This window comes from Alkaliphilus peptidifermentans DSM 18978 (genome assembly GCF_900101495.1).
In the GTDB taxonomy this organism is placed as follows: Bacteria; Bacillota; Clostridia; order Peptostreptococcales; family Natronincolaceae; genus Alkaliphilus_C; species Alkaliphilus_C peptidifermentans.
Map to the genome: position 1 here is coordinate 36115 of NZ_FMUS01000006.1, position 20515 is coordinate 56629.

A 20515-nucleotide genomic window follows, 5' to 3' on the forward strand; every position below is an offset into this window, starting at 1 on the left:
TTTGGTAGCAAATTGTCGAAATAATGTTGAAATTTAAAAAAATAAGTGATATTTTTAGATATATATGGTAATGGGAGGCTGAGTTATGGATGCTACTAGTAATGGTGATATACAAAGCTGTATAATAACAACAGGCGTATCCTCATTAAATTATTATAATGAGTACATGCAGTCTTATGAGGAAAATAATACAATAGTATATAATTGTATGAGGGTAAGCAGTATAAAAAATATTGCAAAGGTTGAAAATTACAAAGTAGTAATAGATTTTTGTGATAATAATATAAAGGAAATTGTTTTTGAGCTTTTTAATTATCTTTTGCCTTTTAACGTTGAACTAAATGTAAAGGTTATTTACAATGTAGCAATATCTAGTGATGATATTGAGCAATGTATGATTTTACTTAACCGCCTAGATAAACATAAATTGATTACGCTTGAAATTATTAATAAATCATCAGAACTGCCAAAAGAAAAAGAAGAGACCTCATGGATAAAAAAACTTAAAAACATGTTTTTCTTTACAGGCGCAGGGAATACTGGTAAAACATCACTGATTACTGCCTTAAGTGAACTATGTAATGAAAAAGGACATACGGTTGCATTAGTTGATATTACCGAGAATAACAAACTGATCAATTATTTTACAGATATTTATCCACTTATAGGGGCAAATCCTCAAGAGAATTTTAATAAAGAAAGAGTAAATGACAATAAAAAAGCATTTGCAAATCTTTATACATATAATTATAAAAGCTTATTAAATGCTACAGAGGAAAGAGTATTTTGTGAATCCTTAAAGAAAATTAGCTCCACCTATGATTATGTATTAGTGAACACCGATATAAATACTGTTTACGGCAATAGTGAAATATTTAATTTAGCAGAAAAAGTCTTTATAGTACATGACTTTATGCTTACAAAAATAAATAGTGCTAGAGAAATTTTATTGATGTTTGACGAAGCTGGAATAAATACAGAGGGAAATATTGCATTGATATACAATAAAATAATTAAATGCCAATTTAATATAGGATTTATTGAAGAAAGAATGATTTTTAAAAAACTAGATAGTAAAAGATTGGTGCCACTAGTGGATTTGAACTGTGAAACCTTTGAAATACCTTATAGTAAGAAAACAATGAGGGCAATGATAAATAATATTTCCCATAATAAAAGTATCATTAATAATGTAGCCTATAGCTATAGAAGAAATATAGATTATATCTATAAATACATAAATAATGTACCACACGTTGAAATAAGCGATATTGATGTCATAGATTATGCAAAAAACTCTTTGCATAATATACTGCAATACTCTCATATAAAAAACTTAAAAGAAGATGTATACAAATATATTGAGCATGTCAATAATTGAAAAAAATTACTTCTTGTCTAATGCATTCAAGAATGCTTGAAAAACACTAAAATTTTCATTTCAAATAATAACAGATTAGGATATTTTTCTAATCTGTTTTTTCCTTTGAAAGCAAAAGCATTTTTTCATATTAAACTGTCATGAAATCATAGCTGTTATAAAGGAAACTAAGGTATAATGTCGAAATAGACTTTGAACTACTAGTAGTTACAAAAGAAAGAAAAGAGGAATAATCAATGAAGAAGAAAATAGTTACAAGTATATTGGTACTAACAATTATTTTTGCATTATTAAATTTTGAAACTGTAATAGCAGAAACAAGTTATCAACAGATGAAAATAAATCTAGAAAGTGGACAAAAGACAGTAAACATTGTAACGATTGATTTAAAGGATGAAAATATTGATATAAGGGCTTTTGTAGCCGGAGATAAGGTAATGAATACAAAGGGGTTTAAGGATATAGTAGATGATATATCTGAAGAATATAATCCACTTGTGGTTGTTAATGGAACATATTTTCATGCATACAGTGATAATCAACCAGTTGGACACATAAAAGATGGAGACTTTTTAAAAGTAACTAATAGGGGTTCAGCTATAGGTTTTACATCAGATAATAACGTGAAGGTAGATAATCTACATGTAAATATAATAGGAATTCTGAATGAAGTAGAAAGAATGTGGTATCCATGGAATTTCAATCATATCTATGATAGTAATGAGTTTCCAACCACAACAGTAATATACACACCTGATTTCGGAGAAAAAACCCATGATCATAGTGATATGTCGATAATAGTAGAAGATAATATTGTAATTGAAAAAAAATATGGAAGTGCTAGAATTCCTGAAAATGGCTTTACCATTGTAACCTCCCACGATGTATCTCAAGAAAGAATTAAAATAGGCGATAGTATAGAATATAGACTTGAGTATAGCCAAATAGACTATTCAGATGGATATGCAAAACAAGGGAATCCTATAGACTGGAGGGATGTTACAACAGCAGTAGGAGCGGGGCCCAGTCTAGTTAGAGATGGAAAAATTGTGATAAATAAAGAGTTTGAAGGGTTCAGTCCAAACGAAAGGATTTTTCAGAGAGCTCAAAGAAGCTTTATTGGCGTAACAGAAAATGACATACTTATAATTGGAACTGTAGCTTCTGTTACATTGGAGGAACTGGCAGAAATATGTAATAAACTTGACTTGATAGATGCTATCAACCTTGATGGAGGTGCATCCTCTGGACTATATCATGACGGTAATTACATAACAATGCCTGGAAGGCAATTAAATAATGTCTTAGCAGTTGTAACCAGAAAACATGAGGATATTCCCAGTGATTGGGCAAAAGAGCATATTAAAAGTGCTGAAAAAAATAAACTAACTACAGAGAAAGTAATGTCGGATTTTAGAAGAGATATTACTAGAGAGGAATTTGCAGAATTAGTTATAAATGTATATAAGGCTTTATCTAATGAAGAGTTAGAAAACATATATAAAAGTCCCTTTAATGACACGGACAACGTTAAGGTTTTGCATGCAAATAAACTTGGTATAGTTCAAGGGGTATCAGAAAATAAATTTGAACCAGAAAAGTCTATTACAAGACAAGAAATAAGTGTAATGCTTTTTAGACTGCTGAATATTCTCGATGAAAATAATAAAAAAGTAGAAATAAGAAAAGATTTTACAGATTTAAATGATATTAGTCCATGGGCTTTAGATGCTGTGATGTATTTAAATAATAAAGGGATACTTCAAGGGGTAGGAAAAAATGAAATTAACCCATTGGGAAATACATCTAGAGAACAAGCGATAATACTTATAGATAGAATATTTAAGGAATTAAATTCTTCGGAATCTACTAATAAATAATATTAATTTATAGAAGACCCATCTTTTCATTGATGGGTCAGGTTGATGACAAAGTCATCAAAATGCAGACTGATCAAAAAACCGCAGATTCAAGGCGCAAGAAAACCTAGCGACTGCAGCGTATACGTAATACGTAAGGGTGCTAGGTTTTCGAAGCAACGAAGAAGATGGGGGTTTTTCATCAGTCTAACCCATCTTTTCATTGATGGGTCTTCTTGTAAGATTTTTAGTCTATATAACATAGAGCTAGGAATACTGCGTTTCATCTATTTTATGGCACCATATTGTTTTATATCAACCACAACGTCAATATTGATTTCAGCATCCTTATATATTTCCTGCCATTCTATACTTTGCCAATATTTGTTATGCTTTGCCCTAACCAAATCTCCAAAACCTACAGGATCGCATCCCACCTCTTGCATATAATTAAATAGTTGCAAATAGTCTGCTTTTATTGCTTTAGCGATGTTTTTTTCAAGTGTGTTTTGAGTTACCTCTTCATCTGTTCTATCCCATGTATGATCGTCTAAGGTTATATCAAAGGTTAACATCATATTAATTGCTAGGTTGTTCTCCCTTATTTCAATTTCGATTTTTCTTTTTACAGTTCTTAATAATACAGCAGTATAAAACTCTATTTTTAATTTTTCATCATAGTAATTACTAATAAAATATGAAGATTTCCCCAATTTGCCCATTGCAGCCAATAACAAGGAAGTTAATTTTGTATCAATTTTCCCAACCATTTTATCTCCGGAAAATAGAGCTGATCCAATAATTTTTACTCCATTTTCTTCCAACTTTATCATTGGTGTAATGGGGTCTAGGCCAGGAGCAAAGTGGGCAATATCAAAGTTATATATCCTTGTTTCTGGAATATACCCATTAGTTATATTATTCTCTAAAAGCTGATTGATATAAAAGGCACTGCGGGGCTTGTCATTAAAGGTTAATGATGCCTTCATTAGCTCATGGGGACTACCATCAACAACAACAATTTGTACTAATGCAGGATTAATAGGGTCCCTTTGAAAAACCTCCAATAGGTTATGAATACCACCTTCTGCCATTTCAGAAGATAATAGTATATGTTGTGTCTTTCCACCTTCTAGGTTTTTAGGGGAAATAAGCCTACCCTGTTCTCTTGCTTCCCTCAGAGAATGGGCGGTTGTTGTAATGATTTCCACCTCCCTTTCTTGTTGAGCTCCAACTACAGGATTGGTAAGGGTTATTAGCATCATATCATTATCTGCTTTTTCAATACCTATATTAAGTACAAAACCAATCTTCTCATAAATTTTTTGATCCCAACAGCTGATTAAAAGTAAAGTTGTCAGAAATAAAATCATTATTTTGAATATTTTGTTCATTTTATATCAACTCCCCTTTTATTAATGAAGGAAAATAAGTATGACAAGCATAAAAATCCCATTAAACCAATGCCTACAGGATTCAGCATTTCTAGTAATTCATTTGTTTGAACTAAATTTTTGGGAATTCTGCTGACTAATGCCACAATAATATAAAATATTAATAGAAATACTTCCCTCTTATTAATATTAAATAATGTATTAATGCTATAATAGGATGAAAAAAAATAGTTTAAAAAGGAGCTACCCATCGCAGGAAACCATAGGGCCACAAAAAATAAGTCTACCCGTTCAATAACAGGTGCACTATAGGATCTAGCAATATTAAAAAATGGATATTCCAGGCGTCTTAGCATTGTTTCGCCGTAAAAACCTGTTAAAAAAATTAAAACAATTACAAAAAAAGTCATAGAGAATAAGTTTGCCGCAATGGCATACATCATTGCATTTTCTTTGTCATAAATATTGGGGTAAATAATTGCGATTAACTCTATTCCAAGAAATCCGAAAAAAGAAGGAATTATGGCCATACTAATTGGACCTATACCCGTACCTCCTACTGGCATAAGGAAGGTTAAACGAAAGTCTTTATAAATTAATAAGAAGAAAACAATTACTACTGCAAAAACAAAAAGTAAAATATTTTCGAACCTACATATGGCCTTAAGACCATACCAAGCAAGATAAATTGCAGGTAGCATTATAAAAAAAGTCAGCAGAGTAGGGGGAGTCATTTTTAGTGCACTGGTTTTCATTACTTCGGTAAAAATACGAACACCTAGTGAAGCTGCAATAAAGGTATAAGATACTATAGACAGATTTATAACACCACCTAAATATTTGCCGTACAAAAGTACAGTAATTTGAAATATAGATTTGTCTTTGTACCTTTTCAACAAAAGCATAATAACTACCAGTACAAGGGTGGATATTATTCCGGCCAGTAAAATCGATATCCATCCATCATGTGCTGCTATTTGGACTATGGCTGAAGGTAGAGTGATAAAACCAATACCAATTTGTACTACTATGATAAAAACAAAGAGCTGTGCTGATGTAATTTTATGTTTATTATCCAACATTCTACCTACCTCTTCTGTTATTATTAGAATTTCCTTGACCAGGTCTTCTACCAAGTAGCTTTATTGGAACCCTTATCACTATATCCTTTAAATCCCTAATTTTTAGAGGTATAATAGGTTGAAAATATGGTTGACCTAAAGACTCTAGCACAATTAAATGGGCAAATAATAATGCGGCAGCCACCACTACTCCTACAATACCAAAAATTGCTGCAAATAACATAAATATGAACCTTATATACCTTACAGCTAGGCCCATATCATAGCTTGGTATGATGAAGGAGGCAATTGCTGTAACAGCAACTATTATAATGAATAATTCACTTACAATGCCAGCAGCAACAGCTGCCTGACCAATAATTAAACCACCGACAACTCCTATAGAAATACCAATATATGATGGAAGTCTTATGGAGGCTTCCCTTAGCATCTCTAGTGTCACTTCAAGTATCAAGGCTTCTATTATTGGGGGAAAAGGTACCTTCACCCTAGACTCTGCCAGTGGTACCAATAAATCTAATGGAACCATAAAATAGTGGAAGGATGTAATTGCTATGTAGAGGGCTGGAAAAAAAATAGCTATCAGTGCACCAAGTAGCCTTATTGACCTAATTAAACTACCCACCATCCAATTGGTACTGTAGTCATCTAATGCTTGAAAAAAAGAAAAAAAGTTTACTGGTGCAATTATTACAACAGGAGTGCCCTCCTGTATTATTACAAACCTTCCCTCCAACAAGGCTGCCACTGCTTTATCCGGTCTTTCTGTGGCAAGATATTGTGGAAATACACAAAGCTTAAAATCCGATATAAACTGTTCTACATATCCTATTGCAATCATTCCATCGAAATTAATAGATTCTATTTTTCTGGTTAATCTATCGAGAATTGCTTTATCAGATATATCCTCAAAATATGAAATAACAACTGTTTGATTAGTAGTTGTACCAACTTTTAGTACCTTAAATTTAAGTTTAGTATTTTTAATCTTTCTTCTAAGCATAGCAATATTTGGATCAATGGTCTCTCTAAAGCCCTCATGGGGTCCCCTTACATTCTTTTCTACTTCTGGTTCTAGAATATTTCTTATCTCAAATTTATTAAGTTTACAAACTATAACAAAGGGGTTACCGTCTAATACACAAATCATAAAACCCGATAGAATTCCAGTTATAACTGAAGGGAAATCACAGGTACAATCTATATTGGCAACAGCAATTCTTTCTAAAACTGAAATATTAGTTAATTCTTCATCCTTTAATGTAATTATAGAATTAATAAAATCCCTTTGAGCTAAGTCTATATCAACAATTCCCCTTATATAAATGAAGCAGCCTTCCCTATGGTTATTTAAGCGAACCTTTCTTTTAATTAAGTCAGAACAATCTTTGAAGGCTTCATCAATTCTTGTAAGGTTTACCTCTAAAGATGTTGAAACTTCATTTTCGTTATATACAGTTTTTGAGGTTCTATCTCTATTTCTTCTAGCTATATAAATCACCACCTTATAATATTGTCTTCCTTTGATAAAGTTTTATTCGCAAAGACCGACATGCTTTGTATAGTATTTGTTAAAAGAATACTTGAATATAAAATAAAAATTAATGATTTAACATTTAAAGTTACCACTTTTGATGCTTAATGAAATCAAGCTCTAATAATGTTTTCCAAAATTTTATATTCACTTTATAAGGGAATAAAGTATATAATCAGGGAAGAAGGTATCATCATGATAAAGCTTATTTTCTTAAGGAGGACTAAAATGTTAGCCAAAAATGCATTGGTAAGAATTATTAGTATTTTTATAGTTTTTATATTGATGGTTTCAGCTTCACCTATAAATATTTTTGCAGCAGCTAAACCATGGGATCAATACACACAATATTTACCGGGTCAAACACCCATTGCTAAAAGACATCTTAGAGCAGCCTGGATTTCTACTGTGATTAATCTTGATTGGCCATCTTTAGAAGCTAGAAGCATAGAAAATGATGAAGAACGGATACAAAGAAGTAAAGATGAACTTATTGAAATTTTAGATAGATCAGTTGAGATGAATATGAACGCCGTTTTTTTTCAGGTGAGTCCAGAGGGGGATGCTTTATATAAATCAAACATTGTAAACTGGTCTCGGTACCTTACAGGAACCTTTGGTAAGGACCCCGGCTTTGACCCATTGGCCTTTGCGATTGAAGAAGCCCATAAGCGTAATCTTGAGCTTCATGCTTGGTTCAATCCCTATAGAGTATCTATGTATACCAATGAAGCTATTGTAGAATCTCTTAATATTGAAAAAAGTGTTTTCAAAGAGCATCCCGAATGGATAAGAACAGCTAGGTCTAGGTTTGTGGTGGATCCCGGCATTCCTGATGCTAGGGATTGGGTAGTAGGACGGGTAATGGAGGTAGTGAATAACTATGATATAGATGGGATACACTTCGATGACTATTTTTATTATGAAAGCTATGAGGGAGAATTAGATGATAAGGAAACCTTTAGAAAATACAACTCAAGTCAGTATTCCAATATAGGTGACTGGAGAAGAAACAACACATATGTCCTTATTAAAGAGCTATCACAGAAAATACAGATAACAAAGCCTTGGGTTAAATTTGGTATCAGTCCTGCTGGAGTCTGGGGAAACAAAAAAGATGGACATACTGACGGATCAAATACAAATTCAAGCTTAACAAATTATGATCAGAGCTTCGCAGATACTAAAAGATGGGTAGAAGAGGAACTTATAGATTATATTTCTCCCCAAATTTATTTTACTTTTGCTAACTCAAGAGTACCATATGGTGAAATATCAGACTGGTGGGCTGATGTTGTTAAGGAAAGAAATGTACATCTTTATATAGGTCAAGCACTTTATAAAATAAATGACAATAATGATCAATATTTTCAAGGTAATGATGCTGTGGATGAGTTTGATCGTCAGCTTAAATTTAACATTATGAAGCCTGAAATAATGGGGAGTATAATGTTTAGATTTAAAAATTTTAATGATGCAGGTAAACAACAAGTTGTAAATGGGATGAAGAAGAACCTATGGGCTACAAAGGCTCTAGTTCCTGTCATGCCATGGAAGGGAGGACAAGCCCCCGATAATCCAACACAGGGGAAAGTTGACTCTACTAATCAAGGAATTAAGCTGTCATGGCTTGATAATGATCCAAATACAACTTATTATGCAGTATATCGAATGAATAAAGGCGAAAAGATAGATATAAGCTCTGATGGAAGTGGAGCGTATTTAATAGGAACTGTAAGGAAAGAGCAAAATGGCCTTCAAGAGTTTATAGACAAGGGAACTATTGATGCCAATAAAGTAATTTACGCAGTAACTGCTCTTGATAGGCTCCATAACGAAAGTAGAGAGCTTATAATAAGCACAAATCAATCAAAATATTTTTATGATGTTGGTAATCAATACTCATGGGCCATCGATGCCATTGACAGCTCTTACGAAAGAGGTATAGTTTATGGCGATGGTAAGGGTTTATTTAACCCAGGAAAAAATACTACTAGAGGAGACTTCATTCTTATGGTGGTTAGAGCTTTAGAATTAAAAGCAGAATTTCAAGATAATTTTAGCGATGTACCCAAGGGAGTATACTATTATGATGCTATTGGTACTGCAAGAACACTAGGAATAGCCAAGGGTGACGGTGCTACATTTAATCCCAATGGAAATATAACCAGAGAAGATATGATGGTTATAATGGCCAGAACACTTGAAATATTAGATATAGAGCTTGAGGAAGCAGGAGAAGAGAGCCTAGATATGTACAATGATGCAAGTTTAATTAGTGACTATGCTCGACAGGCGGTGGCTAGCCTAACTAAGTCAGGACTTATTCAAGGGTCTGGAGATGGGGTTAAGCCTAAGCATCAAGCCACAAGGGCAGAAATTGTAGTAGTACTTCATAGATTGCTACAAAGTATAGATTCTATTTAAAGTAATAAGGTGTAGTAAAAGCTCTATTGATAAAAAACAACTTTCAAACTATAATTATTTTAAAAGGTTATAGCTTTATAACGTAATTAATTGTCTTTGAAAGGGTCTTTAATATCCCCAGTATAATGGGAAGTAAAAAGTTATGATTTGTTACTATAGAGCTGACAAGTATAATTTATTCTATATAAATAAGAAACAAACAAATAATAAAAGAAAAAATTTTGATAAAGAATGGTGTATATGTGGAATTTAACTACTAGTTAAAAGGAGATAAGGTTATGGTTAAAAAGGCTGTATTTTTTGATGTAGATGGAACCTTAATAGATTATGTAGGGGGAATGCCCTCAATATTGGAATCAACAAAGAAGGCTATTAACGAAGTTAAATGTAAAGGTCACTTAGCAATAATTGCAACAGGCAGACCAATGTCATTTTTAAGTGATGAAATATTAGATATTGGATTTGATGCTTATATAACATCCAATGGCGCCTATATAGAAAGGAATAAGAAAGTAATATTCAGCAAAAAAATAGACGGAGCTACTTTGAGAAGTACAATTGATGGTTTTAAGAGTGAAAATGCAGAGTTTATTTTAGAGGGACAGAAAAAATCATATTTTTCTTGCTTGAATTCTGCAACAGTAAAAGATTTCCTGAAAAATTTTTCGATACCCCAAGATAATATTACTGATAAATGGGATATAGATGAGGTAGAAGCTAATAAAATGGTGGTTTTTACAAAGGATGAAAATCAATTAAATAGATTTAGAGAAAAGCTAAAGGATAATTTTATTTTTATGAGTCACCCTGGTGAAGCATCCTACGATATATATTTTAAGTCATGCACTAAAGCAGATGGCATTAAAAAGCTGATAGCCCATCTTAACATTGATATAGACAATACTTATGCTTTTGGGGATGGAATGAATGATATAGAAATGCTACAAATGGTGAAATATGGAGTTGCCATGGGAAATGCTAACGAGGAACTAAAATGCAAGGCATATTACGTTACTAATGATGTGTTTTCACATGGTATATATAATGGTTTAAAGGTACTGAAGGTCATTTGATTAATTATGGTGTATATATAAAGGTTTTAACATAAATAATTAATATTTCTTAGTTTATAAAAATTTTCAATACAATTGAAAAATAGGTACCAGTTAAGGAATATAATCAAGAACCAATTGATACCCCTGTTCATATGATATATAACTTCTATAATTTGACCACTTTTACTATAGAAATTTTAAGAATGATAAGGGGGATAGTTTATATGGCATCACAAATGTATAGAATACCAGTTGCATGTCCGACTGGGTTTAAGGGACGTTATACTGTTACACCTGGAGATACAATGTTTATAATTGCACAAATATTTAGAGTACCACTAGATCAATTGATTAATGTAAATCCTCACATTATTAATCCCGACATAATATATCCAGGTGATGTTTTATGCGTTCCAGGGCTAGTTACAATTCCATGCTGTGTTATATTAAAAAGTCAGGGGAGAGTTCCTTTTGCAACAGGAGGAGTGGGTTTTGCTAATTTTGGACCAAGGGGAGGTCAAGTAATAAATGTTATGGCTACATTGCCACCGCCTTCATACTTCGGAGCATATGATATATATATAGCTACTGCATTCTTTAGAGATATTGGAGGTTTTGGTAATCAAATGTTTCCATCTCCAGAAATTCCTCCAACATGGGCAACAAGAATTGAACTTCCAACAGCTTTAACATTAAGCCCAGATGTACAGATTGTTGTTCAACCCTCTAACTCTATTACAGGTATATCTGGCCCTATGATACTTACGGCAGATCTATTAGAATGCAATTTATGTTAAATTAGAGGCAATAGGAGGATAACAAAAAGCCACGATTTATTCGAGGCTTTTTATAGTGGGGTAGATATTTAATTCTTTATATTAACATCACCTGAAGAAGTACCAATAGTAATGCTTCCAGAACCTGTTCCAACTGTACCCTCCAGTTTGTTTTTACTAGGAGAACCAAAGGTTGTTATGGGAAAATCACTATTTATTTTACCTGATGAGGTGTTGACCCTCAAAGTAAAGGAAGCATCCCTTTGAAGAGATAAACTGACTTTACCAGAGGAAGTAAAAACATTAATACTATTATCGAATTCAGTATAGCCTAAATTAACATCACCAGAAGTAGTAACTATTGACATATCTCCATTTGAATTATTAACAGAAATCTTAGCCGAGGATGCTTCAATTTGACCATTTAAAATGTTACCCTTCTTGATGGTAAAATCTCCAGAGGTGGATTCATGCTCTAATCTATTGGTAGTTATTTCATCAATATTTATAACTCCCGAAGAAGCCCTTAAGACCATTTGATTTGAAGTAGCGTTACCTATTACAGTATCCCCTGAAGTGGAGGTTATGGTCAATAAATTCGCTACTATAATATCTTTTATAGTCAATTTTCCAGACGAACTATTAAAGCTGGCATCTGATGCTGATATATTATCAATTCTTGTATCCCCTGATGTGGATTTTCGCTGTAGCACTTCTTCAACATAAAGATCTTTTATCGTTACTCCACCTGATGAGCTGTTGATAAAAGCCTCAACAGCAGTAATTGTGCCTGCTGATAAGTCTCCTGATGTTGCAGAATAATCAAAGCTCAACAAATTCAAGTCCTTTATCTTACTATTGCCTGATGATGTATCTATTACTAAATTATTATTATAATCAACAGGCAAGTATACATCTAGCTTTAAATTAGAGTTATAAAAGCTAGGGCCAATTGAAATTACATCTCTACGGCTAACCCTAATAACAATGCTTTCTCCACTTGTTATAATAGACAACTCTGGTGCTGTATCTTCATTACTTGAGGTAACTTCACCATGAAAATGAACTCTTAAGTCAAACCCGGCATCAGTTGGAATAATATTAATATCCTGACTGGTGGTATCAATCTCAAGTGTATTTATACCATTTAGTGAAACTGTTTCTTCCTGGTTAATGACGGAGGTATATCTCCCTGAACCAATCCAATTTCCGTTACCTTCTAATAACCAAAAACCTTCACTACGAAAAATACCTCCTGCTATGCTAAAAGACACCACCATTACAAGGGCAGTTATAAGTACTAATTTTCTCATATTAATGTTCATTTTTAACCCTCCTATCGGTTATAATACGGATATTAAACTTTAAATACTTAATTGTAATCTTATATGTTCCTATTGCTAAATAGCTTACACCAATTAGAAATAGAAGGCCTAGAGAGAATATTCCAATTGATAAGAAAACTCCTCCAATAGGTTGAGATATCATTATATGTGGTACTGATACAAACCAAGGTAATATTGGGTAAAGTAAAATAGCTACCAATAATAACACTCCACTAATTGTTAATGCAGCAGAAGCGGCAAATAGACCAATTAATACACCTATCAAACCTATAAAAGGTCCTAAAACAAATATCAAATTGAAAAATCCCAAACTAACTGTAGCAAAGACTGCTCTGAAAATATTACCCGTAGATCTATTTTCCTCAGCCCTATTGATTATATAGCTAACACTAAATTCTCTCGCAATAACATTGGGATCACCTAAGGAGACAGAAACTTCTTCTTGATTTTTACCCTCCTGTAGGGCAATATCGAAATGCTCTTCATAATCATATATAATATCTTTTTTCTCTTTATCGGGAAGTTTATTTAAACCCTCAGATAATTTTTTTAAAAATTCTTCTCTATTCATCAATTTCATCTCCCTTCAAAATATGGTTGACACCTTCTACAAAGCTGTTCCATTCATCAAGTAATTCTCTTTTCATAGATTTACCTTCTTCAGTTAACTTATAATATTTTCTTGGAGGCCCTTCTTGAGACTCCTGAAGATAGGTGGTGAATAAGCCATCCTCCTTCAAACGCCTTAATAATGGATATATAGTACCCTCTGATATTGCTATATTTTTAGATATTTCATTAACCAGCTCATAGCCATAACAGTCCCTTACATCTAATATAGATAATACACAAAGCTCCAATATTCCTTTTTTAAACTGTATATTCATATTACTCAACTCCTTCACTTAGGAAGCCATATTTATCCATGGATATAATATATCACAAGCTACCTTGTTAAACAAGGTACTAAATTTATAAAATAATTACATTTTGTTAATAACCATTGAATGTAAATAAGTCAAGTAAGTTCTAAGAATAGAAAAGTAGTTATAAATATTGTTTATGCTTTATAAAGAATTATTTGCTACCAAATAATAGTATGACATTTATCAATACTCAAATAATTGGAAACAGTAGATGAGAAATGAATTTTCAAGATGAAAAATTAAGAGAAAGTGATAAAAAGGAAAATAGTCAGAAAATTATGAAAACAAGCCACTGACACTTTTCTATAATAATGGTATAATTTTATCAAACTAAGTTAAAAAAATAATAAAGGAGGAATTTAAATGTTTGGAAAATTGGGCGCACCAGAATTAATATTGATACTTGTTCTTGCCCTTGTGGTTTTTGGACCTAGCAAGCTACCTGAAATCGGGAAAGCACTAGGTAAAGGGATTAAAGAGTTTAAAGCTCATACCTCAAATATTACATCCGAGATTAGTGGGGACGTTGATAAAAAAGAATAAATATAAGCTGGTGATTAAAAATGACCGAGAAGAGATTAACATTAGTAGGGCATTTAGAAGAATTAAGAAAAAGAATTATTATTGTAGCATTTTTCATCATGGCTGGAACTATTTTTAGTTATTACAACATAGACTTAATTGTTGATTTGATATTGAAACCTGCAGTAGATTTACATTTTATTTATTTAAGCCCAGCAGACTTATTCTTAGCATATATTAAAATAGCTTTAGTTTCGGGGATTGTTATAGCTTTACCCATCGTATTGTATAATGTATGGCAGTTTGTAATGCCAGGGATGGGTATTAAGCATAAAATTTATATAGTATTGGCAAATATAGCTTCTATGGTTTTTTTCTTTGTGGGTGCTGTATTTGCATACTTAATAATAATTCCTCTTACTATTGAGTTTTTCACAAAAATGTCTCGGCAAGAAATAGAACCTTTATTTTCATTTGCCAACTATACTAGCTTTATTAGTTCAATAATATTATCATTTGGGCTGACATTTCAACTACCGATATTAATATTGCTATTAACTCAGTTTAATTTAATTACTCCTACACTTCTAAAAAAATCCAGGAGGGTGTTAATAGTGGTGATTTTTATTGTAGCAGCTATACTTACACCACCTGATGTTATCTCACAGGTTTTATTAGCAGCACCAATGATTTTATTATTAGAACTAAGTATAATTATTTCTTCCATTGTATATAAAAGGAAAAAAATCATTAAATAAAGCACCTTCATTTGTTAGGTGCTTTTATGATATGATTAAGTATATTAGTTAATAATTTAACTCAATTACTTAAAGGGACGTGATGAAATGGCATCTAGTCGTATTGAAGAGTTAAAAAGACAGAAGAAAATGGAAGTAAGCAAGAAAAGAAATCAAATTCCATATGCAATTTTACTAACTATTGCTGTATTAATTATATATCTTATTATTACGAAATATCAAATCACCTTTGGTAACTACTGGGTTATAGGGATTCTTTTAGGAATTACAATTCAGCGATCAAGGTTTTGTTTTGTTGCCAGTGTTAGAGACCCAATTATGGTAGGGAGCACCTCACTTTTAAAGGCAATACTGCTAGCCTTTATTATTTCAACAATTGGCTTCTTTATTATTCAATACAATGCGATTGCTTCAAATCCTGATATTAGAATTCAAGAGATACCTGGACAATTTAGTCCCGTTGGAATTCATACAGCTATTGGGGCTGTTTTATTTGGAATTGGTATGGTGATGGCAGGAGGTTGCGTTTCAGGCACACTTACAAGACTCGGTGAAGGTTATGCTATTAATTTGGTTGTTTTAGTAGGTTTTATTATCGGTAGTATTTTAGGAACAAAACACTTTAGCTTTTGGGATAAACTATTAATCTCAAATGCTGAAGCTATATATATACCAGAATATTTAGGATTATTTCCTACATTAATTCTTCAATTAGCTTTGTTATGTGTTTTATACTATATTGCCCATTGGTATGATAAAAAAAGTAATATTATGGCATCAACTATGTAGGAGGGAATTATGGCAGAGTACAAACTAGATTGTTTACATGAGGTATGTCCAATACCACTTTTAAAAGCATTAAAGAGCTTAGAAAAAATGGAGATCGGTGATATTTTAATTATGCATACAGATCATAATTGTTCTATTGCAAATGTAGTTGAATGGACAAAGAAACAAGGACATTATATTGATTATATTGAAATTGCAGAAGGTGAGTGGGAAATTTATATTGAAAAGGCTAGATAGATAAGAAAGTGGGTTAAATGAATGGGATTATATTATAAAATTGTAAAAAAACCTTGGCCCTATTGGGTTGGTGGTATTTTATTAGCATTATTGAATATTTCCCTACTTCTAATAACTGGCTCAGTTTGGGGTGTTACAACAGGCTTATTATACTGGGGATTATTTATTATAGAAAGCTTAGGTGCTAATCCTGCCAGCTGGTATTATTTCAATGTATACAGTCCTGGTTTTAGGGGAGGGTACACCTTAATATTAAATCCACATTCAGTTCTAAATATCGCCATTATTATAGGAGCATTATTAGCAGTTTTATGGGCTAATCAGTACAAGTTTAAAAAAATAAAAAATATGAAACAAATATTCTTTGCATTAGCTGGAGGGATTTTGATGGGTTATGGCTCAAGATTGAGCTTCGGATGTAATATCGGTGCATACTTTAGTGCTATTCCATCCTTCTCGTTACATGGCTGGGTTTTTGGTGTTTTTATTTTCGTAGGAGCTTACATTGGTACTCGAATATTATACAAATATATAATTTGAAAGCAAGCAACTTCTAAGATAAATTGAGGTTGCTTGCTTTTTAGCAAAAGCCCCGTCTTGAGGATTTGATGAAATTTATAAACTGACTTTCATAGCTGGTAAATTGGTGATCTTCTCTATAAGCGATATAATAGTCGCTGATTACATCAAGTCCGTCAATCTCTATCTCACGCAACACACCATCTCTTAGCTCTTTCTTTATAGTCATTTCAGGAATAAAGGATATACCTTTACCAGAAATAACAGAGGTCTTAATTGCCTCCATTGAATTAAGCTCATATATAATATTTAAATCCTGTAGCCTAATATCATGTTTTTTAAGATGCTGAAGAATTGTGGCTCTAGTTCCTGAACCGTCTTCCCTAAATATTAATGGTAGCATTTTCAGTTCATTTAAAGATACTTTATTTTTCAAAACAGGTAAAGATGTTGTAAGAATTAACCTGTTTGAAGTTATTTTATCAGTAATAACATTCTTTTTTTCTCTATAACCTTGAATTATACCTATATTTATTGTCCTATCAGAAAGATTATCTATAACTCCATCTGAGTTAGTAATATTGCAGTTTATGTGTATGTTACTATTATCTTGCTTAAATATATATATACTACAAGGAAGGGCATACTCACCTATGGATTTACATGATCCAATCAATAGATCCTTTTTATTGCTTTTCAAATTTTCAAGATCCCTTTCAATGTTATCATGCATCGATAATATTGTGTTGGCATAGTCAAAGACCACCATTCCTGCTTCTGTAAGCTCTACCCCCTTATTACTTCTAGTAAGAAGAGTTACATCTAAATCCTTCTCAAGAGATTGTATTTGCATACTAAGGCCCGGCTGAGTAAGATGAAGCTCTTTTGCTGCCTTAGAAATACTGTTTAACCTAACTGTAACATAAAAAGCCTTAAGGTATTGAAGATTCATGGTTTTACCCCCTTCAATGTTAATTATAGCATGAAATGAGATCCATAGTAAATTTAAAATAGATACTGATTAGATATTAATGGTTTGTTAACAAATAAACAAATATAACTCATCATTATGTATCATAAATAACTCTTATCATTGATATAAGCTGGCCTGTATTATAATAACAACAAGAAGTAAAATTTTAAATTAGTACACTTCTAAATGTTAATGATTTATCAATTAAATTTAGGGAGGACGATTAGCTTATGTCGATTGAAAAGAAAAGTAAAGAACTATCAAGAAAGGATTTTTTGAAGGGAGTAGGTGCGTCTGTTGCAGGTGTTACCTTACTAGGTGGAGTAAGTGGCATTATGACCGCCTGTTCAACACAAACTACGTCTTCTGCAGCAGCAGTAGGAAAGCCTGAGTGGCCTTTCCCATATAAAAAGCTTGATGGAAATAAAGCTGCTGATAGAGCATATGAAGCATATAAAACAAAAGGTGGCTGAGGTATCGCAGTATCCGAAGGGTTCTTCGGTTCATTGGCTGATGAGGTTGGTTATCCCTTTAACCAAATACCAGCCGAAGCATTCACCAACGCAGCAGCAGGGTATGCAGGTCAAGCAAGTCTATGTGGTTCATTGGGCGTCGCTGCAGCATGTATTGGTACAGTTTGTGATGTTGAAACTGCAAAAAAATTAGTTGGTGATCTATGGGACTGGTATAAAGAACATCCATTTCCCCAATATCAACCGGCTGAGTTAGACTTAGCTATGACAGTTGCAGATTCAGTGCTTTGTATTGATTCAGTAGGAAAATATATGGAAGCCCAGGGCTGTGGCTTTGGTGATGATGAGCGTAAAGAGCGGTGTGCAGGGGTTGCAGCAGAAATACTTAAGAAAACAGTTGAGATGTTAAATGAAACATTATAATAATTAGAATACTGATTAACTGGCTGAGGTTAGCTTCAGCCAACTCTTCTCCTTCGAAAGAATAAGGAATAAATATGTAGGCTAGGAGGGAATCAATAATGAAAAAAAATTATGTAGCTCTATTGTTAATAAGTACTCTTTTAGGAGTATTACTATTTGGATGTGGAGAGAAAGCAGTAGCAACATCTGAACCTGCTGATTTAAAATATAATGATGGAGTTTATGAAGGTGTAGGTAAAGGTTTTAAAGGAGATATTAAATTGAATGTAATAATTGAAGATGGAAAGATTGCAGATATTAAAATCGTTGAAATGAAGGAAACATCAGGTATAGGTGATGTAGCAGTACAAGAGGTAGTTGATATGGTTATAAAGAATCAAACATTAGATGTAGATGTTGTAACTGGAGCTACAATATCCAGTGAGGCCACCATCAATACCATCAAAAAAATATTGGAAGATATTTAATTATTAATAATATAACTCTCCTTCATATTTTATGGATGAGGGTTGTATTATTATTAAGGATAATTTGAAGAAGATAGTTTAAATTATTAATTCATCAGCTAAGAAATGTTATTGATTAAAAAAATATGCTATTATTAAATATATTACTAAACTAATAGGGATAGTTGGGGTAAAGACTACTAGAAATGACATGCTGCATTGAGTAAGGTTTATTAGCTAAAATTGTAAATCAAGGCTTACTTTATAGGGGTGGTAATTTGACTAAGGAATCTGATAAATTATTAGAGAAAATTAAACTGATACCAGATAAGCCTGGGATTTATCAAATGAAGGATATAAATGGAAACATTATTTATATTGGTAAAAGCAAGACACTAAGATCTAGGGCTAAGTCATATTTTAACACACAGCATGAATGGAACAAGATAAAAAGAATGGTGTTTAGTATCCATGATATATCTTACATTACCACCGATACCCACCTTGAAGCACAAATACTTGAATGCGCACTAATAAAAAAAATAAAGCCTATTTATAACTCACAATATAGAAATGACGAAAAGTATGTGTATTTAAGGATTAGTAATCAAAGTCAGGAAAAACCAATATACCTAGCATATATCAAGGAAAAAGATCCTGAAATTTGTTTTGGACCCTTCAGAAGTAAAGGTATAGTCACTGATATAATAAAAAGGCTAGAAAATATATACCCTATTGTAAAGCAAAATGGATCATATGAATTTTCATATAAGGCTATGACTGAGTCAATGAATTCAATAATGTTTGAAGAAAATTATAAAAGCTTAATAGAAATCTTCACTGATGGTAATTCTATGAAGAAATTCAAATATAATGTAGAAGAAAAGATGAAGAAAGAAGCTATAAATCTTAGATTTGAGACAGCTGCCATGTACAAAGATATATTGAATTATCTAGATTATCTATACAACTATCTATTCAAAACAAATGAAACTACTTTAAATAAAGTTTTAATGGGTGAGAGGTTACAGGATGGATATAAAATTTTTTATATTTCCAATGAAAGGATAATATTAAAAAGGAAATACAAAGATATAAAAAGAGAAGCTATAGAAGCTTTTTTAGCAGAAGCAATGGCATTAGCTGCTATATCAATTAAAATCAATGAGAAGAGACTATTAGATTTTAAAAATATTCTTCGGTCTGAAATAGAAGATTATAAGCCTTCAAAGGTATTATTGATTATTGATGAAGGTAATCACTATGATATAGATGAATTTGTTGAAAAGCTCTTGAGTATAAATCCGATATAATATCACTTAATTTTACACATAAAATATATTTACTTATATAATAATATAAGCTATAATTGTCTAAAATAAAAAAATGCTATGAAGAGGAAAGTATCTTTAAGAATACTTTTACAGAGAGCTCCTATTGCTGAGAGGGAGTAAAGGATAATAAAGAGAAAATGGCCTCGGAGCTGTGCACCGAGATTGTTTCAATTTAGGCTGCAACGGGTTCACCCGTTATAGTGATAGAGTATAACCACAAAGCTTGTGGCGTACTTAAAGAGGCTTATTCTGTGAGGAGTA

Annotated in this window: 21 protein-coding genes and 1 other annotated feature (1 of these 22 cut by a window edge); of the genes, 14 read left to right on the plus strand and 7 right to left on the minus strand. The window is 32.2% G+C overall.

Annotated features, from left to right (window positions below; all coding sequences use genetic code 11):
• Positions 1-85: 85 nt before the first annotated feature.
• On the plus strand, positions 86-1381 hold the full coding sequence (locus BLP68_RS06005) for a P-loop NTPase family protein (RefSeq protein WP_091541219.1): 1296 nt from the start codon (positions 86-88) through the stop codon (positions 1379-1381).
• Positions 1382-1617: 236 nt separating this feature from the next.
• Positions 1618-3261 (plus strand): phosphodiester glycosidase family protein, encoded by a 1644-nt coding sequence (locus tag BLP68_RS06010; protein WP_091541221.1) that lies wholly within the window; start codon positions 1618-1620, stop codon positions 3259-3261.
• A 266-nt stretch (positions 3262-3527) separates the two neighbouring features.
• On the opposite strand, the gene BLP68_RS06015 is transcribed toward BLP68_RS06010, so the two are convergent.
• The 3 genes from BLP68_RS06015 to BLP68_RS06025 are packed head-to-tail and all read right to left on the minus strand — an operon-like array spanning position 3528 to position 7220.
• Positions 3528-4634, minus strand: a complete 1107-nt coding sequence (locus tag BLP68_RS06015) for a Ger(x)C family spore germination protein (RefSeq protein WP_091541223.1) — start codon at positions 4632-4634, stop codon at positions 3528-3530.
• A complete protein-coding gene (locus BLP68_RS06020; protein ID WP_091541226.1) occupies positions 4631-5716 on the minus strand; it encodes a GerAB/ArcD/ProY family transporter in 1086 nt (361 codons plus the stop codon). Before BLP68_RS06020 ends, BLP68_RS06015 begins: the two co-directional genes overlap by 4 nt.
• Before the next feature lies 1 nt (position 5717).
• Positions 5718-7220 carry a spore germination protein gene (locus tag BLP68_RS06025; protein ID WP_176758889.1) on the minus strand — a complete coding sequence of 501 codons (1503 nt, stop codon included), beginning with the start codon at positions 7218-7220 and terminating at the stop codon, positions 5718-5720.
• A gap of 258 nt (positions 7221-7478) precedes the next feature.
• On the opposite strand from BLP68_RS06025, the gene BLP68_RS06030 reads away from it, so the two are divergent.
• The 3 genes from BLP68_RS06030 to BLP68_RS06040 all read left to right on the plus strand — a co-directional run bounded on the left by BLP68_RS06030 (position 7479) and on the right by BLP68_RS06040 (position 11529).
• On the plus strand, positions 7479-9677 hold the full coding sequence (locus BLP68_RS06030) for a family 10 glycosylhydrolase (RefSeq protein WP_091541230.1): 2199 nt from the start codon (positions 7479-7481) through the stop codon (positions 9675-9677).
• 278 nt (positions 9678-9955) lie between these two features.
• Complete coding sequence (locus BLP68_RS06035; protein ID WP_091541232.1) at positions 9956-10750, plus strand: HAD family hydrolase; 795 nt, start codon at positions 9956-9958, stop codon at positions 10748-10750.
• A 206-nt stretch (positions 10751-10956) separates the two neighbouring features.
• The gene (locus BLP68_RS06040) at positions 10957-11529 is read left to right on the plus strand and encodes a LysM peptidoglycan-binding domain-containing protein (RefSeq protein WP_242876923.1); all 573 of its coding nucleotides are present in this window, start codon (positions 10957-10959) and stop codon (positions 11527-11529) included.
• A 68-nt stretch (positions 11530-11597) separates the two neighbouring features.
• Here the strand turns inward: BLP68_RS06040 and BLP68_RS06045 are convergent, their stop codons facing one another.
• Genes BLP68_RS06045 through BLP68_RS06055 form a run of 3 tightly spaced genes read right to left on the minus strand, consistent with a single transcriptional unit; the run spans position 11598 to position 13741 of the window.
• Entirely contained in the window at positions 11598-12833 is a 1236-nt protein-coding gene (locus BLP68_RS06045; protein WP_091541235.1) for a DUF4097 family beta strand repeat-containing protein, read from the minus strand.
• Positions 12823-13425: an HAAS signaling domain-containing protein gene (locus tag BLP68_RS06050; protein WP_176758890.1), complete on the minus strand. Its 603-nt coding sequence runs from the start codon at positions 13423-13425 to the stop codon at positions 12823-12825. The genes BLP68_RS06045 and BLP68_RS06050 overlap by 11 nt, the downstream gene beginning before the upstream one ends.
• Positions 13418-13741 (minus strand): PadR family transcriptional regulator, encoded by a 324-nt coding sequence (locus BLP68_RS06055; RefSeq protein ID WP_091541239.1) that lies wholly within the window; start codon positions 13739-13741, stop codon positions 13418-13420. Before BLP68_RS06055 ends, BLP68_RS06050 begins: the two co-directional genes overlap by 8 nt.
• Positions 13742-14143: 402 nt before the next feature.
• Here BLP68_RS06055 and tatA point away from each other — a divergent pair, with 402 nt between their 5' ends.
• From tatA to BLP68_RS06080, 5 genes are all read left to right on the plus strand, one after another.
• A complete protein-coding gene (gene tatA, locus BLP68_RS06060) occupies positions 14144-14323 on the plus strand; it encodes a twin-arginine translocase TatA/TatE family subunit (RefSeq protein ID WP_091541241.1) in 180 nt (59 codons plus the stop codon).
• Between the two features lie 20 nt (positions 14324-14343).
• Positions 14344-15060 (plus strand): twin-arginine translocase subunit TatC, encoded by a 717-nt coding sequence (gene tatC, locus BLP68_RS06065; RefSeq protein ID WP_091541244.1) that lies wholly within the window; start codon positions 14344-14346, stop codon positions 15058-15060.
• 87 nt (positions 15061-15147) lie between these two features.
• Positions 15148-15849 carry a YeeE/YedE family protein gene (locus tag BLP68_RS06070; RefSeq protein ID WP_091541247.1) on the plus strand — a complete coding sequence of 234 codons (702 nt, stop codon included), beginning with the start codon at positions 15148-15150 and terminating at the stop codon, positions 15847-15849.
• 9 nt (positions 15850-15858) lie between these two features.
• Entirely contained in the window at positions 15859-16086 is a 228-nt protein-coding gene (locus BLP68_RS06075) for a sulfurtransferase TusA family protein (protein WP_091541249.1), read from the plus strand.
• A gap of 21 nt (positions 16087-16107) precedes the next feature.
• On the plus strand, positions 16108-16626 hold the full coding sequence (locus BLP68_RS06080) for a YeeE/YedE thiosulfate transporter family protein (protein ID WP_091541251.1): 519 nt from the start codon (positions 16108-16110) through the stop codon (positions 16624-16626).
• Between the two features lie 40 nt (positions 16627-16666).
• Here BLP68_RS06080 and BLP68_RS06085 read toward each other — a convergent pair whose 3' ends face one another.
• Positions 16667-17557, minus strand: coding sequence for a LysR family transcriptional regulator (locus BLP68_RS06085; RefSeq protein WP_091541252.1), 891 nt, complete (start codon positions 17555-17557; stop codon positions 16667-16669).
• Positions 17558-17808: 251 nt separating this feature from the next.
• On the opposite strand from BLP68_RS06085, the gene BLP68_RS22105 reads away from it, so the two are divergent.
• The 4 genes from BLP68_RS22105 (at position 17809) to BLP68_RS06100 (ending at position 20233) form a co-directional block, all read left to right on the plus strand.
• Positions 17809-18051 (plus strand): hypothetical protein, encoded by a 243-nt coding sequence (locus BLP68_RS22105; RefSeq protein WP_242876924.1) that lies wholly within the window; start codon positions 17809-17811, stop codon positions 18049-18051.
• 3 nt (positions 18052-18054) lie between these two features.
• Positions 18055-18474, plus strand: a complete 420-nt coding sequence (locus BLP68_RS22110; protein WP_278278199.1) for a C-GCAxxG-C-C family (seleno)protein — start codon at positions 18055-18057, stop codon at positions 18472-18474.
• Between the two features lie 98 nt (positions 18475-18572).
• Positions 18573-18941 (plus strand): FMN-binding protein, encoded by a 369-nt coding sequence (locus BLP68_RS06095; protein WP_091541256.1) that lies wholly within the window; start codon positions 18573-18575, stop codon positions 18939-18941.
• A 257-nt stretch (positions 18942-19198) separates the two neighbouring features.
• The gene (locus BLP68_RS06100) at positions 19199-20233 is read left to right on the plus strand and encodes a GIY-YIG nuclease family protein (protein WP_091541258.1); all 1035 of its coding nucleotides are present in this window, start codon (positions 19199-19201) and stop codon (positions 20231-20233) included.
• 69 nt (positions 20234-20302) lie between these two features.
• Positions 20303-20515, plus strand: a binding site (T-box leader) (it continues 43 nt past the right edge of the window).

Bases quoted from the DNA above. Each gene is read 5' to 3' on its own strand.
- tatC (WP_091541244.1), top strand. From the start codon at position 14,344: ATGACCGAGAAGAGATTAACATTAGTAGGGCATTTAGAAGAATTAAGA.
- BLP68_RS06035 (WP_091541232.1), top strand. From the start codon at position 9,956: ATGGTTAAAAAGGCTGTATTTTTTGATGTAGATGGAACCTTAATAGAT.
- BLP68_RS06055 (WP_091541239.1), bottom strand. From the start codon at position 13,741: ATGAATATACAGTTTAAAAAAGGAATATTGGAGCTTTGTGTATTATCT.
- BLP68_RS06085 (WP_091541252.1), bottom strand. From the start codon at position 17,557: ATGAATCTTCAATACCTTAAGGCTTTTTATGTTACAGTTAGGTTAAAC.
- BLP68_RS22105 (WP_242876924.1), top strand. From the start codon at position 17,809: ATGTCGATTGAAAAGAAAAGTAAAGAACTATCAAGAAAGGATTTTTTG.
- BLP68_RS06045 (WP_091541235.1), bottom strand. From the start codon at position 12,833: ATGAACATTAATATGAGAAAATTAGTACTTATAACTGCCCTTGTAATG.
- BLP68_RS06070 (WP_091541247.1), top strand. From the start codon at position 15,148: ATGGCATCTAGTCGTATTGAAGAGTTAAAAAGACAGAAGAAAATGGAA.
- tatA (WP_091541241.1), top strand. From the start codon at position 14,144: ATGTTTGGAAAATTGGGCGCACCAGAATTAATATTGATACTTGTTCTT.
- BLP68_RS06075 (WP_091541249.1), top strand. From the start codon at position 15,859: ATGGCAGAGTACAAACTAGATTGTTTACATGAGGTATGTCCAATACCA.
- BLP68_RS06095 (WP_091541256.1), top strand. From the start codon at position 18,573: ATGAAAAAAAATTATGTAGCTCTATTGTTAATAAGTACTCTTTTAGGA.
- BLP68_RS06015 (WP_091541223.1), bottom strand. From the start codon at position 4,634: ATGAACAAAATATTCAAAATAATGATTTTATTTCTGACAACTTTACTT.
- BLP68_RS06005 (WP_091541219.1), top strand. From the start codon at position 86: ATGGATGCTACTAGTAATGGTGATATACAAAGCTGTATAATAACAACA.
- BLP68_RS06050 (WP_176758890.1), bottom strand. From the start codon at position 13,425: ATGAATAGAGAAGAATTTTTAAAAAAATTATCTGAGGGTTTAAATAAA.
- BLP68_RS06020 (WP_091541226.1), bottom strand. From the start codon at position 5,716: ATGTTGGATAATAAACATAAAATTACATCAGCACAGCTCTTTGTTTTT.
- BLP68_RS06030 (WP_091541230.1), top strand. From the start codon at position 7,479: ATGTTAGCCAAAAATGCATTGGTAAGAATTATTAGTATTTTTATAGTT.
- BLP68_RS06080 (WP_091541251.1), top strand. From the start codon at position 16,108: ATGGGATTATATTATAAAATTGTAAAAAAACCTTGGCCCTATTGGGTT.
- BLP68_RS06010 (WP_091541221.1), top strand. From the start codon at position 1,618: ATGAAGAAGAAAATAGTTACAAGTATATTGGTACTAACAATTATTTTT.
- BLP68_RS06040 (WP_242876923.1), top strand. From the start codon at position 10,957: ATGGCATCACAAATGTATAGAATACCAGTTGCATGTCCGACTGGGTTT.